Source organism: Hydrogenophilus islandicus (assembly GCF_054657095.1).
Window position 1 is genome coordinate 20,712 of record NZ_BAAHXE010000021.1, and the last position, 14,372, is coordinate 35,083.

A 14,372-nucleotide genomic window follows, 5' to 3' on the forward strand; every position below is an offset into this window, starting at 1 on the left:
ACGTCCGGGCTTGTGGGCGGGTATGGCCCGCACGCTCGAGGGGTGGTGGTCGGAACTATCGGCCTGGCTGCGGGCGACCGCCACCCCCGAAGGGGCGGTGGTTGCGGCGGCGGTCGCGGGGCTGCTCCTCTTCATCGCGGGGTTTTGGCTCTTTGTCTTCGACTGGGATCGGTTGATCGCGCTCACCCACGGGGCGGGTCAATGCGTGCAGTACCTCACCGGCCCGAAAGCGGCCTTTTTCATTGTCGCGACGCTGACCGCCGCGCTCCTCTCCGTTTTTTTCATCGCGGAAGCGGTTTCGCTCTACCTCCAGCGGCGGCGGCTCAAGCGCCGCTGGTCCCCTTGGCTGGTCGGCCTAGGTCTCTCCAGTACGCTCCTCTGGCTTGCGCTTCTTTACGCCTTTTCGGCGTGGTGTTTTTGATTCCGGGAAGAGAAAAGTTACCTTCCCGGTGTCGTCGAGCACCAGATGGGCCTGGAAGGGGCGGCGGGTGCGCGCCGAGACAAAACGCTCAAGGAGCCGACTTTTTTTCTCCCGCAAAAGTTCACCCGCCACCTCCGGGGTGATCGGCTGTTGCAGAATCGTTGCCGCGAGGCGAAAGTCGCAGGTGGGGGGGTCGGAGAGGCTCGCGCGACAGCGGTAACTGCCGCGCCAGACGACCACGTCGTTGCCGCATTTGGGGCAGGGTCCGACAACGGGTGCTGCGGCGAGCGCCGCAGCGTGCGCTTCGGGATCAGCGGCGGGTTCGTCGCTCGCGAAAGCAAACTGGAGCGCGTGGTGGTCATCGAGCACCAGTTCCGCAGTGAAGGGCCTTCCCTGCTTGCTGCGAAACCCCTCCAGCGGCCCGACCCGCCGCGTGCGGATGAGCGTTTCGGCTTCCTCGGGGCTCAATTCCCGCCCGGCGATCTGTTTGAAAAATCCCCAGCCGCACGCTTCGCACTGAAACTTTTTGTAGTTCTCCTTGACCACCCCGCCACACTGCGGGCAGGGTACCGTGAGGGTCGCGTAGTCGCCGGGGACGGTCTCGGCGTCGTACCGTTTCGCGCGCTCGACGATCTCGGCCGCCATCGCGCGGATCGACGCCATGAAGGCGTCGCGGGCGATCTGCCGCTTTTCTATTAACGCGAGCCGATGCTCCCACTCGCCGGTGAGCTCGGGCGAGCGCAGTACCTCGATGCCGAGCCCCTTCAGGAGGGTCATTAGCGAAAAGGCCTTCGGCGTGGGGATGAGCTCCCGCCCTTCGCGGATGAGGTAGCGGTCTTCGATCAGCCCTTCGATGATCTGCGCGCGGGTTGCCGGGGTACCCAGCCCCCGATCGGCCATCGCGGCGCGCAGCGCCTCGTCTTCGACAAGTTTCCCGGCCCCCTCCATCGCCGACAAGAGGGTCGCCTCGGTAAAGCGCGCGGGGGGTTTGGTGGTGAGCGCTTGGGCGGCGATCGCGACGACCTTCGCCTCGACTTCGTTCGGCGCGAGTGGTGGAAGGTTTTCCGCCTCCTCGTTGCTCCCCACCCTTCCGTAGACTTCGAGCCAGCCGGGGGTGACGAGGACCTTCCCTTCGCTCTTGAAGGCGTCGCTGCCGACGCGGCTGATGCGCGTGGTGATGCGGTATTCGGCCGCCGGGTAGAAGATCGCCAAAAAGCGGCGCACCACCAGGTCGAAGATTCGCTGCTCGGCGTCGTTGAGGTTTTTCGGCCGCTCTCCTGTGGGGATGATCGCGAAGTGGTCCGAGACCTTGCTGTTGTCGAAGATCCGTTTGTTGGGGCGAACCCAGCCGTGGGTGAGGATCTTCTCGGCAAAGGGGCGGTAGTGCTCGGGGAGTTGCTCCAGGGTCTTCGCGACGGTCGCGATCATGTCTTCGGGGAGCGCCCGCGAGTCGGTCCGCGGGTAGGTAAGCACCTTGTGCCGCTCGTAGAGCGCTTGGAGGAGCGCCAACGTCTGCCGCGCCGAAAAGCCGAAGCGGTTGTTCGCTTCACGCTGTAAGCTCGTGAGGTCGAAGAGGAGCGGCGCCGCCTGCTGGCTCGGTTTACTGCTTTCCTCGACTGTTGCGACGCGATCGCGGCAGCGCGCGACGATCGCCTCGGCCTCCTCTTTCGTCCAGATCCGGTAGGGGGTGGCGTCGGGATCCTCCCCTTTCTGGAACGATTCGCGAAACCAACGGCCGCGGTAGCGGCCGGAGGTGATCGCGAATTCCGCCTCGACCTCCCAGTAGGGGCGGGGGGTAAAATCGCGAATCGCCCGCTCCCGTTCGACGACCATCGCGAGCGTCGGTGTCTGCACCCGTCCCACTGGGGTGAGTTGAAAGCCGCCCGAGCGGGAGTTGAACGCGGTGAGCGCGCGCGTGCCGTTGATCCCGATCAGCCAGTCGCTCTCGGCGCGGGAGATCGCCGCCTCCCTGAGCCCGGTGAGCGCTTCGTGGTCGCGGAGCTGCGCAAAGGCGTCGCGGATCGCCTGCGGGGTCATCGACTGGAGCCACAGCCGTTTGACCGGCTTCGTGATGTTGCCGTAGCGGACGATGTAGTGGAAGATCAACTCCCCTTCACGCCCCGCGTCGCAGGCGTTGATCAGCCCCACCACCTCCTTCTTTTTCGCAAGGCGCAGGAGAAGCTTCAGGCGCTCTTCGCTCTTGCCGATCGGCTGGAGGTCGAAGTGGTCGGGGAGCACCGGGAGGTGGGCAAACGACCATTTTCCCCGTTTCGGTTCCACCCCTTCGGGTGCCTTGAGTTCGAGGAGATGGCCCACGGCCGACGAGAGGAGATAGCGCTCGGAAGAGAAGTAGTCCTGGGTGCGCGTGAATCCGCCGAGGGCGCGGGCGATGTCTTGGGCAACCGAAGGTTTTTCGGCGATGATCAACCATTTGCCCGTGCCGTTCTCTTGCGTGGTCATCGAGTGGGTCCTTGTGGTTGGAGGTCAGTTGAGCCGCTGGTAACAGTCGCCGGGGAGCTTCGCGACCCGTCCTTCGAGCTCCCACTCCAGGAGCCGCGCGCTCACGTCGCTCGCGCTAAGCCCGGTGCGGGCGACGAGCACGTCGAACGGGATCGGATCGAAGCCGAGCGCCTCCCAGAGGGGGTCGGCGGGGGTGGTGGCCGGGGGAACGTCGTGGGTTGCAGGAGCTGCCCCCAGCGAAGGGAGGGGTAAAGGGCGCCAGCGCCACTCTTCGAGAATCTCTTCGACCGAATCGACCAGTTTCGCCCCCTCGCGGATGAGCTTGTGGCACCCTTTCGCAAGGGGATTGTGGATCGAACCGGGGATCGCGAAGACGTCGCGCCCGAGCTCCGCCGCAAGCCGTGCGGTGATGAGCGAACCGCTATTGACCGCCGCTTCGACGACGAGCGTCCCGCGCGCAAGCGCCGCGATGATCCGGTTGCGGCGGGGGAAGTGGTGGGGGAGCGCCGGCGTGCCGAGGGGGAATTCACTGACGATCGCCCCCCGTTCGGCGATTCTCTGCGCAAGTGCGCGGTTTGCGGCGGGATAGACGCGATCGGCCCCGGTGCCGATCACCGCGACGGTGCGCGCGATTCCCCCTTCGTGCGCCGCGGCGTCGATCCCTTGCGCGAGGCCACTGACGATCGTGAGCCCCTGCCCTGCGAGCGTTTCGGCAAAGCTCTTCGCGATCGCTTTACCGGCAGCGGTCGCCCGTCGCGCCCCAACGATCGCCAGGCTCTCTTTGGTGAGGAGCTCAGGGTTGCCGACGACGTAGAGGAGGAGCGGCGGGTCGGCAAGCTCAAGGAGTTGCCGGGGATAGCTGGGCGAATCGAGGGTGATGAGGTGGTGGTTCGGTTCATTCAACCAGTCGAGCGCGGCGGCAACGACCGTGTCGGCAGGGGGTTCGGCGAGCGCACTGGCGACTGCCTCACCGAGTTCGACATGGATGCGCGCCCGCGGCTGCGCCAACACCTCCTCGGGGAGGCCGTACCGGGCGAGCAACGCCCGCAGGGTTGCCGGCGTCAGGTTCGGGTTGAGCGTCAAGAGCAACCACGCCCGGGCTTCGTCGCGGGTGATCGTCATGGCGCGCGCGCCCGATCTCCCAACCGGACCGAGTCGGTCGCTTCGAGCACGAGCGCGTAGGCGAGCTGCTCGAAGGTGCGAAAGACCACGGCGATCCCGTAGCGCCGCGGCGGGAGCGGGACCGCCTCCTTCGTTTCAGGGTCGGTGACGCTCCCCCGTTCGCGCCAGAGGGCCACCACATCCCCGCGCTCGAGCGTGAGATCCCCTCGTGCGGTCAGGAGCACCACCTCGTACGGGCCGCTTTCGGGCGTTTGCCGCCAGAAGCGCACCACTTCGGCGTCGAGATCGGGGTCGGGGCGGCGAAGCGCAAAGTTGGTGAGCGGCTCCTCTTCGGGCACGATCACCCGGTCGCCCGCACGGATCTCGGCCACGGTTTGGGTGAAGGTGAGGACCGCTCCCTGGCGGGGGTCGTCGCTCGGTTCCACCGCCGCTTCGCCCAGGTAGCGGGCTTCGAAGCCGAGCACCGTTTTGCCGTCGCGCGCGACGATCGGCTCCAGTGGGCGAAAGAGCTGGACGTGGCGCGCCTCTTCGGGAACGCCAACGGCGAAGGCGCGGTCAAAGAGGCCGGCGATCGTCCGCCCCTCCTCGAAACCGATGACCCGACCGGCCCCCTCGAGCTGCCGGGTGGAGACCACCAGCGGCCGGACGAGGAAGGGATGGATGGCGGAGAGCGGCAGGGTCGGGATTGCCCCCTCGAGCGGCGCGTGGCGCACCGACGGGAAGCGCTTTTCATAAAGCGGCTGGGCGATCGCGACGCGCTGACGCTTACGGTCAAGGACGAGCTTCTGCCCGGGGTAGATCAGGTGGGGGTTCTTCACCGTGTCGCGGTTCATTCCCCAGAGTTGCGGCCACTGCCACGGGGCCTCCAGGTAGCGTTGTGCGATGCTCCAGAGGGTATCCCCCGGTTGCACCGTGTAGAGCTCCGGGGCGTCGGCACGAAGCGCAATTGCCGCCTCCTCAGGTGCCGCGCGCGCAGGCAGCCATCCCCCCGCGAGGTGGAGCGCTGCAAGGAGCGTGAGGAATCGCACGGTTCGGATTATAATGGCTCTCATTACCGCCCTTTCTGGCTCAGTTGGCGTTCATTCTAAAACAATTTTTACGTGAGGCAAGAGGAACCCCGACGATGGCACTCCTTCCCATTCTCCACTACCCCGATCCGCGTCTGCACCGCAAAGCGGAGCCGATTACGGAGATCACGCCGGAGATTCGGCAACTGGCGGCCGATATGGCTGAGACGATGTACGAAGCGCCGGGCATTGGGCTCGCGGCAACGCAGGTCAATGTCTTGAAGCGGCTCATCGTCGTCGACGTGAGCGACACCCGCGACCAGCTCCTCACCCTCATCAACCCCGAGATCCTGGCGAAGGAGGGGGAGGTGGTGAGCGAAGAGGGGTGTTTGTCGGTACCAGGCATTTATGAAAAGGTCAAGCGCTCAGAGCGGGTGACCGTTCGGGCGCTCAATCTCGAGGGTGAGACGGTCGAGATCGCGGCCGAAGGGCTCCTTGCCGTCTGTCTGCAACACGAGATCGACCACCTCGACGGCAAGGTCTTTGTCGACTACCTCTCGCCGCTCAAGCAATCGCGGGTGAAGGCGAAGCTCGCGAAGCGCGCCCGGATCACCGCATGAGGGGCATTTCCCGGATTGCCTTTGCCGGAACGCCCGAGTTTGCGGCGGCGGCGTTGGCGGCGATCCTCGCGGCCGGCTACACGGTTCCGCTCGTCTTGACCCAACCCGATCGGCCGGCGGGGCGGGGGTTGAAACCGGTCGCGAGCCCCGTGAAGCGGGTCGCCGCGCAGGCGGGGGTGCCGGTCGTGCAGCCGGCCACGCTCAAAACCCCCGACGCGTTGGAGCCGATCGTCAGCACCCCACAACCTGACCTGTTGGTCGTCGCGGCCTACGGCTTGATTCTCCCGCGGGCGCTCCTCACCTGGCCGCGCTACGGCGCGATCAACCTCCACGCGTCGCTCCTGCCGCGCTGGCGGGGGGCGGCGCCGATCACGCGCGCGATCGAGGCGGGTGATCGCGAAACGGGGATCACCGTGATGGAGATGGACGAGGGGCTCGACACCGGTCCGATCGTCGCCACCTACCCGATCGCGATCGCACAAGACGAAACTGCCGGTTCGCTCCATGACCGGCTCACGACGCTCGCGGCGCACGCGATCGTCGAGGTTCTGCCGCGCCTTCCCGAGCTGCTCTCCCGCGCCACCCCGCAACCCACCAAAGGGGTGACCTACGCCGCGAAGATCCGTCCCGCCGAAAGGCTCCTCGATTGGACTCTTCCGGCTGTGGTGCTCGAGCGCAAAATCCGCGCTTTCGACCCTACTCCTGGCACGCAGACCTGGTGGCGGGGGCAACCGCTCAAGGTGTGGCGTGCTGCGGTGGCGCCGGCTGTAGCCGACGCGCTCCCTGGGACAGTCACCGCCGTCGACCCCCAGCGCGGCGTTCAGGTGGCGTGTGGCGAGGGGAGCCTCTGGCTCACCGAGCTGCAGCGTGCGGGCGGCAAACGCCTCCCCGCCGCGGAATTTTTGCGTGGCGTTCCGGTCGAAGTCGGCGAACAGTTGACGATGGCCTAAGGAAGATCGATTCCGAGACGATGGAAGGAGGTGAGCGATGTTCGGCAATTGGCTCAAAACTGGCTTATTGATGGCGGCGATCGTCGCCCTCTTTGGCGTGGTGGGCGCGGCGATCGGCGGCAAAACGGGGATGATCTGGGCGCTCATCTTCGGCGGCCTCACCAACCTCTGGGCCTACTGGTTTTCCGATAAGCTCGTGCTCGCGACCTACCACGCGCAGGAGGTCGATGAGCTCTCCTCCCCCTACCTCTACCGCATCGTGCGCGAACTGGCCGCGCGCGCGGGGCTGCCGATGCCACGGGTCTACATCATCCCCGAGGCGCAACCGAACGCCTTCGCGACCGGCCGCAACCCCGAACACGCGGCGGTGGCGGTGACCACCGGTATTTTGGAGCTCCTCAACGAGCGGGAGTTGCGCGGAGTGCTGGCGCACGAGCTCGCCCACATCAAGAACCGCGACATCTTGATTTCGACGATGAGCGCGACGATTGCCGGGGCGATCTCGACGCTCGCCAATTTCGGCCTCTTCTTCGGTGGCCGCGACGAAGAGGGACGCCCCACCAACCCGATCTTGATGCTCTTGATCGTTCTGCTCGCGCCGATCGCGGCGATGATCATCCAGTTCGCGATCTCGCGCACCCGCGAGTTCGGCGCCGACGCGGGTGGGGCCGAGATCAGCGGCGACCCGTTGGCGCTTGCTTCAGCGTTGGCGAAGATCGAAGCCTATGTCCAGGGGATTCCGCTTCCCACCGCCGAGATGCACCCCGAGACGGCGCAGATGATGATCGCCAACCCCTTACGCGGCGGTGGGGTGATGCGCCTCTTCGCGACCCACCCCTCGACCGAAGAGCGGATCGAGCGGTTGTACCAGATCGCGCGGCAGATGGGTCACGCGTGAGTCACCGTCTGAAGGTCCACAGGCGATTGACGCCGAAGTGCCAAAAGAAGAGGAGCCCGGTCACCGCGATCTGCGCGGGGAGGTAGGGGAGCGCCCAGCGCACTGTGGCGAGGTAGATGAGGGCGGTATTGAGTATCCAGCCGCTGGCGGCGACCGTTAAGAATTTCGCGAGCGCCTCACGATGGGGGGTTTGCGAGCGGGTGAAGGTCCAGCGGCGGGCGAAGTGGTAGTTGACGACTGCACCGACGATAAACCCAACCGCTGTCGCGGCAGTGGCGCTCCAACCCACCGCTTCAACCAGGAGCACCAGCACCGCGTAGTGGGCGGTGGTGCCCACGACGCTCGCGGCGCCGAAACTGACGACCTGCCGAATGAGGGGGGGGAGCAAAGGTTTCACGTTACCTGCCGGATCGTTCGCGTCACGGGACCGGCGACGAAAAAGGTGCCGCACGGTCGACCTCCTTGAGGACCGCCAACACCACCCCCCGCCGTTCGATCTGGGCCACCACTCGGCCGTTCATTACGTAGTGGCAGTTGTCGTGGGTCGTCGACAGGAAGAGATCGGCGTCGCGCCAATCTTCGGTGATCACGACATTTTCCGGCAGCCACGGTTCGATCTGAAAGCCGTCGGCGCAGTAGGCGAGATAGGCGACCTTCCCCGGCGGTTGGCTCTGGAGCCAGTCGCGAATCGCGGGGATCAGCGCGCGCGTCGCGTCGCTCCAGTAGTCGGTCTCCCACTCCTCGTCGGCTGCTTTGAGGCCGCCTGCCAGCGCGTTGTAGTAGAGGTGCTCGTAGGGGTGAAGAGTGACGAGAACCCACGCGGCGCGCAGCGCAAGGGCTCCCCCCAGAGCGAGCGTTGCGAGGGCGAGGGAGAATGCGCCCCACAGACGGTGGTTCATCGCGCTCCGCGCCAGCAGAATGACCCGCCACCATCCCACTGCTGCCAAGACGAGGAGCCACGGCACGAGGAAGAGGAAGTGGCGGATGCCGTTGTAGAGGGGCGGTCGGGTCGCGGTGACGTAGCCGACGATGAAAAGCGCGGCAAAAGCGACGAGCAACCGTTGGGGGCGCTTGGGATCGGTCGCGGCGGCTTCGCTCCCGACCCAGAAGAGGAGCCCGAACCAGACTACCTCCGGCAGGCGGACGAGGAGGTAGTGGAGAAGGTAGAAGCGGCTGACGTCGCTGTTTTTGAGCCGAACCCCCTCCTCCCAGGTGTAGAGGTCGAACGCGAAATGGGAAAACTTGGTGATGGCCAGCCAGAGGTGGTCCCACCCCATCACGCTCCACGGCCACGCGAAGGTGACAATCGCCACAAGGAGCGCGACCCCGGGAAGAAGGGCGACGAGGAATCGGCCAAGTGCCACGGCAAAAGTGACGAGGGTGGCGCGAAAGCGTAAGCAGAGAGAGCCAGAGGCAGGAGCGTTCGCGGTGGCGAGGAGGCGGCTGAGCAGCGAAGCCGTCACCCCTACCGCGAGAAAGAAGGGGATGAGCACCGCCCCGACGCGGATGCCGAGCGCTGCCCCCGTCGCAACACCCCAAAGGAACACGTGGCGGCGGCGTGGGGTGGTGGGGTCGCGCGCGAGCCGCACCGTGTAGTAGAGCGCCCAGACCATCGCCGCAGCAAAGGGGATGTCTTTGGTGTGGGTAAAGATCGCCCCCCAGAAGGGTCCGGTGAGGAGCGTGAGCGCAACCGCCACCACCGCTGCGGCGCGATCGGCGACGAACCGCGCCAGACGCGCAATGCCCCACAGCGCAACGAGGCCGCAGAGGGCAGTGAGGAGGTGACGCCACGGCCACCACTCGAGGCCCAACAGCCGCGTTCCGATTGCGGCGATGAGGTCGAAGAGTCCGCCATAGAGGTAGAGGTTGCTGAAGGAGAGGAAGGTCTTGTCCCGTCCCCCCGAGAGCCAGAAATCCCACAGGAGTTCGCCGTAGGTGTGCTGGACCCATTCGTCGTTGCTCGGTGTGTGGCGGTCATACCCCTCGGCGATGAAGAGGAGTGCGATCAGCCACAGCGCTGCGGTGATGAGCGCGTAGCCTTTGGGGAAGCGGGCGGCAGCGCCCGATCGCCGCGCGTCTGGGGAAGGTGGCAGCGGCATCACCGACGGTGCTCGGCGGAAAGGGGCGTCGGGGCGACGCCCGGATCGGGGAGATTGACCGCTTCGGCGACGAGGTAGATCGGCCGCCGCTTCACCTCTTCGAAAACGCGCCCCAAGTATTCGCCGATCACCCCGAGACTCACGAGTTGAATGCCCGAAAGGAAGAGGACCGCGACCATCAACGACGCGTAACCGGGGACGTCACGGCCAAAGATCAGGGTGCGGATCACCAGCCACGCGCCATAGGTGCCCGAAAGGAGCGCGACCACCGCGCCGATGCTCGACCAGATGTGGAGCGGCAAGGTGGTGAAGGAGACGAGCCCGTCGATCGCATAGCGAAAGAGTTTGCGCAGCGACCAGGCCGAGCGGCCGGCGTGGCGCTCCGCGACGCGAAAAGGGATCGTGGTTTGGGTGAACCCGACCCAGTTTGCGAGCCCCTTCAGGAACCGTTTCCGTTCGGGAAGCGCGTTGAGTGCAGCGACGACGCGGCGGTCGAGGAGCCGAAAATCCCCCCCACCCGGCGTCAAGGTCACTTCGGAGATCGCGTGGTAGAGGCGGTAGAAGAGGCGGGTGAGCCACCGCCGCCAGCCGGGGTCGGTCGCGCGATCGGTGCGCACGGCAGTGACCACCTGCGCCCCCTTTTGCCACTCCGCGACCATCTGGGGGATCAGCTCGGGGGGGTGCTGGAGGTCGGCGTCGAGGATCACCGTCGCAGCACCGCGCGCGGCGTGAAGGCCTGCCGCCATCGCCGCCTCTTTGCCGAAGTTGCGGGCGAAGCGGATCCCTTTGACGCGAGGGTCGGCTGCAGCGAGTTGGTTGATCACCGCCCAGCTGTCGTCGCGGCTGCCGTCGTCGATGAGGAGGATCTCCCACCCCGTTTCAGTTGTGTTTTCTCGCTCTTTTGTCGCTTCGACCACTTGAACAGCTTCGTTGAGCGCTCGGGAGAGGCGCGCGTAGAGGGAAGGGAGCCCCGCTGCTTCATTGAAGACGGGAACGATTGCAGTCAGGAGTGGCGTGGCCATCTTGCGGTACACTCACCAAAGTATTGGACTCAGACCATGAAAAGCGAAACGGATTCCCCTTCCCTACCCGGCCGCCCATTGCGGTCGCTTGTGCTTTGTGCCGATGATTTTGCGCTCGCGCCAGGGGTCGATGCTGCGATTATAGAACTGATCGACCGTGGTGTGGTGACGGCAACGAGCGTGATGGCGGGACTCCCCTTCTGGTCGAGCGACGCTGAGCCGCTTCGTTCCGTCTGTCGCACAAGAGGGGCGCAGGTAGGGTGGCACGTGACGCTGACCGATCAACAGCCGGCGTTTGCCGCGGGACGGTTGGCACGCGGGGGGCAACTGCCGTCGTTGCGTGAGGTGTTGTTGCGTGCGACTGCGCGGACGCTCCCCCTTGCGGCGGTGCGCGATGAGCTCACGGCGCAGCTCGACCGCTTCGAGGCGGTCTGGGGCGCGCCCCCTGCGTTTGTCGATGGTCATCAACATGTTCATCTCCTGCCGGGGGTGCGGGAGACGCTGCTTGAGCTGCTCCTCAACCGTTACCCCCCTTCGGCCTTCTGGGTGCGCGATACCGTCGAACCGGTCTCTGTCGTGTGCGCGCGCGGTGTTGCGGTGGGGAAAGCGCTCTTTCTTGCGCGGCTGGGGCGGCGGTGGCGGCTGCTCGCCGACCGCTTTGGCCTTGCGCGCAACGAGGGTTTTAGCGGCGCGCACGATTTCCGCCCTTCTCCCCCTTTTCGCGACAAATTTCGCGCCTTTCTCCGCGTTCCGGGGCGTCGGCCGCTCCTCTTTCTCCACCCGGGGATTCCCGACGCGGCGTTGGCTGCGCGCGAACGGCTCGTTGAGGCCCGCCGCTGGGAGTACGACTATCTCAGAAGCGACGCCGTCTGGGAGGATCTCGCCGCGGCGGGGCTTACCCCCTCCCCGTCGTGGTCGTCCATCAGCGGGTGGTGAGTCGGAGCTCAATCCGGCGGTTGCGCGCGTAGGCTTGCGGGGTGTCGCGGGGGTCGAGGGGGTGGTATTCGCCATAACCGGTTGCCGCGAGGTGTTGCGGCGGAATTCCTGCCTGGCGCAAGACCCGCACGACCGCCATCGCCCGGGCGGTGGAGAGCTCCCAGTTGGAGGGGTATTGCGGGGTGCTGATCGGCCGGCGGTCGGTGTGCCCTTCGATCTGCAACACCCACGGCAAATCCTTGGGGATCGTCGTCATCAGCCCTTTGACCACCGTGGCGACCCGCTCAATGCGCGCGAGCCCCTCCGGGGTGAGTTCTGCTGAACCGCTCGGGAAGAGGATGTCGTCGGCAAGGAGAAACCGCTCCCCCTCGATCCGGACGTTGGGGTTCTCTTCGAGCGCCGCTTTGAGTTGCGCAAAGAGCTGTGAACGGTAGCGTTCGAGTTCGCGCAGCCGCACGACGAGCGCGAGGTTCACCGCCTGCTCGAGCTCGGCGATTTTGCGCTCTTTTTCCGTGGCTTTCGCTTCGGCAGCGGCGAGCGCCGCGTTCAACGCGTCGATCTGCCGGTTGAGTTCGCTCAAGAGCTGTTCGAGCCGCCTTTTTTCATCGTGGAGCTGCGCGACCTGACCTTTGAGCTCTTCTTGGATCACTCTGCTTGCGTCGGCCTCTCCCTGAAGGGCGATCAGTTGTCCTTCGAGTTCGAGCGCCTTTTGCCGCGCCGCGTCGCGCTCACTGATGGTTTTGGCGAGCGTCGCTTCGAGCGTCGCAACGGTCGCTTCAAGTTGTTGCCCCTTCGCTTCGCTGAGCCCCAATTTCACGGCAAGCGCCCGCAGCTTCTCCTCGAGGTGGGCGATCGCTTCGTCCCGCTCACCGATTGCGACCGACAACGCAAACTGGCCCACGGTGAAGATCAACAGGACAAAGGTGAGCGCGATGATGAGCGAGGTGGCGGCGTCGACGAAGCCGGGCCAGAAGTCGAACGGGCGGCGGACGGGGCGGCGGGCCATCGGCGGGGTCTCTAGCGTTGCGGGCGTTGCGCCGACTGGGCGCTCAACCCTTTGGCGAGGAGCCGGAGTTCGTCGCGCAGCTCCTCCATCTGGAGCCGCTGCTGGGTGGGGAGTTGCGCGAGTTGCCGCACCAGCGCGCGGAGCTCCCCGTGGAGCTCGTTGATCGCTTCGATCTCACGCGCTTCACGCATGAGGAGCGTCACGAGCCTTCCAACCTGGGCGTTGAGTTCGACGAGCTGCGCGGCGCTGTCGTGCTGCGCGCCGTGCTGCTCGTGCATCAACCGCCGGAGTTTGTCGAGGGCGTCGGCGGTCTGGTCAAGAAGCGCGGCAAGGTAGGCGGGTGTGGTCTCGTCGTCGCTCCAGCCGAAGTGCTTGAGCCGCACCCAACCGGCGAGCCACTCTTCGAGCTGGTTGGTGAAGCGGTTCGCGGCGTGCCCCGCCTGCAGGTCGAGGAGCCCCAAGAGGAGCGAGCCGGCGAGGCCAAAGAGCGAGGTGGAGAAGGCGGTGCCCATCGCCGCGAGCGGCTCTTCGATGCGCGACTTGAGCGCGAGGAAAATTTGTAACGGGTCGCCGCTGATCTCGAGCCCCGCGACGATCTCCGCGACCGCGCGAATCGTCCCGATCAGCCCCCAAAAGGTGCCGAGAAGGCCGAGAAAGACCAAGAGTCCGGTGAGGTAGCGGGTGAGATCGCGCTGCTCATCCAACCGGATCTGCACGCCGTCGAGGATCGCGCGCGCCGCGGTTGGGGTGAGTTGCACGGTGTTGCGGTCGAGCGCTACCAGTTGCCGCGCAAGGGGCGCGAGGAGGCGAGGCGGTGGGTGCTCTTCGTTGCGGGAGAAGGCCTGCAGCCAGCCGATTTCGCGGCGGAGGCGCGCCACTTGAAAGAGGGCGACGATGACGCCGATCGCGAGCACCGCGACGATCACGCCGTTGAAGATCGGGTTGTAGGAGAACGCAGCGGTGAGCGGCTGCCAGAAGAGGGCGACGAGGAGCGCCGCTTGCACTAGGACAAAGCCCATCCAGAAGAGGGTTCGTCCCGGGCGGGCGAAGTCGAGGATCAACGTCTCCGGTTTTGCGTCGTTCATCGCAGCTCCTTCCTACGGAGCGAGCCGTTGCCGGCGCCAACTGCCGTCGCTCTGAAGCGTATAAGCGATTCGGTCGTGCAAGCGGCTCGGTCGCCCTTGCCAAAACTCCCAGTAGTCGGGAATTAGCCGGTAGCCGCCCCAATGGGGGGGACGGGGGGGGTTGAAACCGTACTGCGCGGCGTAGTGGGCCGCCCGCTCAAGGAGAAAGGCGCGGCTCGGGATCGGTTCGCTCTGGGGGCTCGCCCACGCGCCGATCCGGTTTGCGAGCGGCCGGGTGGCGAAATAGGCGTCCGACTCCTCGCCGCTCAGCATCTCGACGCGCCCTTCGATGCGGACCACCCGCTCGAGTTCGACCCAGTGAAATTGGAGCGCCGCGAAGGGGTTCTCCTTGAGTTCTCGCCCTTTTCGGCTATGATAGTTGGTAAACCACACCAGTCCCTGGGCGTCGGCCCCTTTGAGGAGGACAGGCCGTGTCGAGGGGCGGCCTGAGGCGGTGGCGGTGGCGAGCGTCATCGCGTTCGGTTCCGGCACCTGGAGGCGCACGGCGTCATCGAGCCAGCGGTGGAACTGGTCGAGCGGATCGGCGGCGATTTTCTCCTCGTCGAGGCTCGCGCGGTCGTAGTCGCGGCGCATCGCGGCCAGTTGGTCGAAGATCATGTCACGCTTTCTGGAGAGCTATTCATGAGCCAGTTACAACATCTTACTCCCAAAGAGGCCTTTGCGTTCCTCCAGTCCCATCCCGAGGC

At 65.9% G+C, this 14,372-nt stretch carries 14 protein-coding genes; 5 read left to right on the top strand and 9 right to left on the bottom strand.

Features of this window, described 5'->3' with window-relative positions; translation table 11 throughout:
* Window positions 1–22: 22 nt before the first annotated feature.
* A complete protein-coding gene (locus tag ACYQ6T_RS07285) occupies window positions 23–421 on the top strand; it encodes a hypothetical protein (protein ID WP_459829393.1) in 399 nt (132 codons plus the stop codon).
* Here the strand turns inward: ACYQ6T_RS07285 and ACYQ6T_RS07290 are convergent.
* The 3 genes from ACYQ6T_RS07290 to ACYQ6T_RS07300 are packed head-to-tail and all read right to left on the bottom strand — an operon-like array spanning window position 356 to window position 5,031.
* Window positions 356–2,881, bottom strand: coding sequence for a DNA topoisomerase III (locus ACYQ6T_RS07290; protein WP_459829395.1), 2,526 nt, complete (start codon window positions 2,879–2,881; stop codon window positions 356–358). The two genes, ACYQ6T_RS07285 and ACYQ6T_RS07290, sit on opposite strands and share 66 nt — an antisense overlap.
* A gap of 24 nt (window positions 2,882–2,905) precedes the next feature.
* Window positions 2,906–4,003 carry a DNA-processing protein DprA gene (gene dprA / locus ACYQ6T_RS07295; protein WP_459829398.1) on the bottom strand — a complete coding sequence of 366 codons (1,098 nt, stop codon included), beginning with the start codon at window positions 4,001–4,003 and terminating at the stop codon, window positions 2,906–2,908.
* The gene (locus ACYQ6T_RS07300; RefSeq protein WP_459829400.1) at window positions 4,000–5,031 is read right to left on the bottom strand and encodes a LysM peptidoglycan-binding domain-containing protein; all 1,032 of its coding nucleotides are present in this window, start codon (window positions 5,029–5,031) and stop codon (window positions 4,000–4,002) included. Before ACYQ6T_RS07300 ends, dprA begins: the two co-directional genes overlap by 4 nt.
* 95 nt (window positions 5,032–5,126) lie before the next feature.
* On the opposite strand from ACYQ6T_RS07300, the gene def reads away from it, so the two are divergent.
* The 3 genes from def to htpX are packed head-to-tail and all read left to right on the top strand — an operon-like array spanning window position 5,127 to window position 7,478.
* A complete protein-coding gene (gene def / locus ACYQ6T_RS07305; protein ID WP_459829402.1) occupies window positions 5,127–5,630 on the top strand; it encodes a peptide deformylase in 504 nt (167 codons plus the stop codon).
* Window positions 5,627–6,580: a methionyl-tRNA formyltransferase gene (gene fmt, locus ACYQ6T_RS07310; RefSeq protein ID WP_459829404.1), complete on the top strand. Its 954-nt coding sequence runs from the start codon at window positions 5,627–5,629 to the stop codon at window positions 6,578–6,580. Before def ends, fmt begins: the two co-directional genes overlap by 4 nt.
* A 37-nt stretch (window positions 6,581–6,617) precedes the next feature.
* A complete protein-coding gene (gene htpX / locus ACYQ6T_RS07315) occupies window positions 6,618–7,478 on the top strand; it encodes a zinc metalloprotease HtpX (RefSeq protein WP_459829406.1) in 861 nt (286 codons plus the stop codon).
* Window position 7,479: 1 nt separating this feature from the next.
* On the opposite strand, the gene ACYQ6T_RS07320 is transcribed toward htpX, so the two are convergent.
* Genes ACYQ6T_RS07320 through ACYQ6T_RS07330 form a run of 3 tightly spaced genes read right to left on the bottom strand, consistent with a single transcriptional unit; the run spans window position 7,480 to window position 10,599 of the window.
* On the bottom strand, window positions 7,480–7,875 hold the full coding sequence (locus ACYQ6T_RS07320) for a GtrA family protein (protein ID WP_459829408.1): 396 nt from the start codon (window positions 7,873–7,875) through the stop codon (window positions 7,480–7,482).
* A gap of 22 nt (window positions 7,876–7,897) precedes the next feature.
* Window positions 7,898–9,577, bottom strand: coding sequence for a glycosyltransferase family 39 protein (locus tag ACYQ6T_RS07325; RefSeq protein WP_459829410.1), 1,680 nt, complete (start codon window positions 9,575–9,577; stop codon window positions 7,898–7,900).
* Window positions 9,577–10,599, bottom strand: coding sequence for a glycosyltransferase family 2 protein (locus ACYQ6T_RS07330; protein WP_459829411.1), 1,023 nt, complete (start codon window positions 10,597–10,599; stop codon window positions 9,577–9,579). The genes ACYQ6T_RS07325 and ACYQ6T_RS07330 overlap by 1 nt, the downstream gene beginning before the upstream one ends.
* Window positions 10,600–10,635: 36 nt before the next feature.
* Here ACYQ6T_RS07330 and ACYQ6T_RS07335 point away from each other — a divergent pair, with 36 nt between their 5' ends.
* The gene (locus tag ACYQ6T_RS07335) at window positions 10,636–11,535 is read left to right on the top strand and encodes a ChbG/HpnK family deacetylase (RefSeq protein ID WP_459829413.1); all 900 of its coding nucleotides are present in this window, start codon (window positions 10,636–10,638) and stop codon (window positions 11,533–11,535) included.
* Here the strand turns inward: ACYQ6T_RS07335 and ACYQ6T_RS07340 are convergent.
* The 3 genes from ACYQ6T_RS07340 to pdxH are packed head-to-tail and all read right to left on the bottom strand — an operon-like array spanning window position 11,522 to window position 14,283.
* A complete protein-coding gene (locus ACYQ6T_RS07340) occupies window positions 11,522–12,541 on the bottom strand; it encodes a peptidoglycan -binding protein (protein ID WP_459829414.1) in 1,020 nt (339 codons plus the stop codon). The genes ACYQ6T_RS07335 and ACYQ6T_RS07340 overlap by 14 nt on opposite strands.
* A gap of 11 nt (window positions 12,542–12,552) precedes the next feature.
* On the bottom strand, window positions 12,553–13,626 hold the full coding sequence (locus ACYQ6T_RS07345) for a flagellar motor protein MotA (protein WP_459829416.1): 1,074 nt from the start codon (window positions 13,624–13,626) through the stop codon (window positions 12,553–12,555).
* Window positions 13,627–13,638: 12 nt separating this feature from the next.
* Entirely contained in the window at window positions 13,639–14,283 is a 645-nt protein-coding gene (pdxH, locus tag ACYQ6T_RS07350) for a pyridoxamine 5'-phosphate oxidase (protein ID WP_459829418.1), read from the bottom strand.
* Window positions 14,284–14,372: the final 89 nt, after the last annotated feature.

Excerpts from the sequence above, each read along its gene's own strand:
- ACYQ6T_RS07285 (WP_459829393.1), top strand. The coding sequence starts at position 23 with ATGGCCCGCACGCTCGAGGGGTGGTGGTCGGAACTATCGGCCTGGCTG.
- ACYQ6T_RS07290 (WP_459829395.1), bottom strand. The coding sequence starts at position 2,881 with ATGACCACGCAAGAGAACGGCACGGGCAAATGGTTGATCATCGCCGAA.
- dprA (WP_459829398.1), bottom strand. The coding sequence starts at position 4,003 with ATGACGATCACCCGCGACGAAGCCCGGGCGTGGTTGCTCTTGACGCTC.
- def (WP_459829402.1), top strand. The coding sequence starts at position 5,127 with ATGGCACTCCTTCCCATTCTCCACTACCCCGATCCGCGTCTGCACCGC.
- fmt (WP_459829404.1), top strand. The coding sequence starts at position 5,627 with ATGAGGGGCATTTCCCGGATTGCCTTTGCCGGAACGCCCGAGTTTGCG.
- htpX (WP_459829406.1), top strand. The coding sequence starts at position 6,618 with ATGTTCGGCAATTGGCTCAAAACTGGCTTATTGATGGCGGCGATCGTC.
- ACYQ6T_RS07325 (WP_459829410.1), bottom strand. The coding sequence starts at position 9,577 with ATGCCGCTGCCACCTTCCCCAGACGCGCGGCGATCGGGCGCTGCCGCC.
- ACYQ6T_RS07330 (WP_459829411.1), bottom strand. The coding sequence starts at position 10,599 with ATGGCCACGCCACTCCTGACTGCAATCGTTCCCGTCTTCAATGAAGCA.
- ACYQ6T_RS07335 (WP_459829413.1), top strand. The coding sequence starts at position 10,636 with ATGAAAAGCGAAACGGATTCCCCTTCCCTACCCGGCCGCCCATTGCGG.
- ACYQ6T_RS07340 (WP_459829414.1), bottom strand. The coding sequence starts at position 12,541 with ATGGCCCGCCGCCCCGTCCGCCGCCCGTTCGACTTCTGGCCCGGCTTC.
- ACYQ6T_RS07345 (WP_459829416.1), bottom strand. The coding sequence starts at position 13,626 with ATGAACGACGCAAAACCGGAGACGTTGATCCTCGACTTCGCCCGCCCG.
- pdxH (WP_459829418.1), bottom strand. The coding sequence starts at position 14,283 with ATGATCTTCGACCAACTGGCCGCGATGCGCCGCGACTACGACCGCGCG.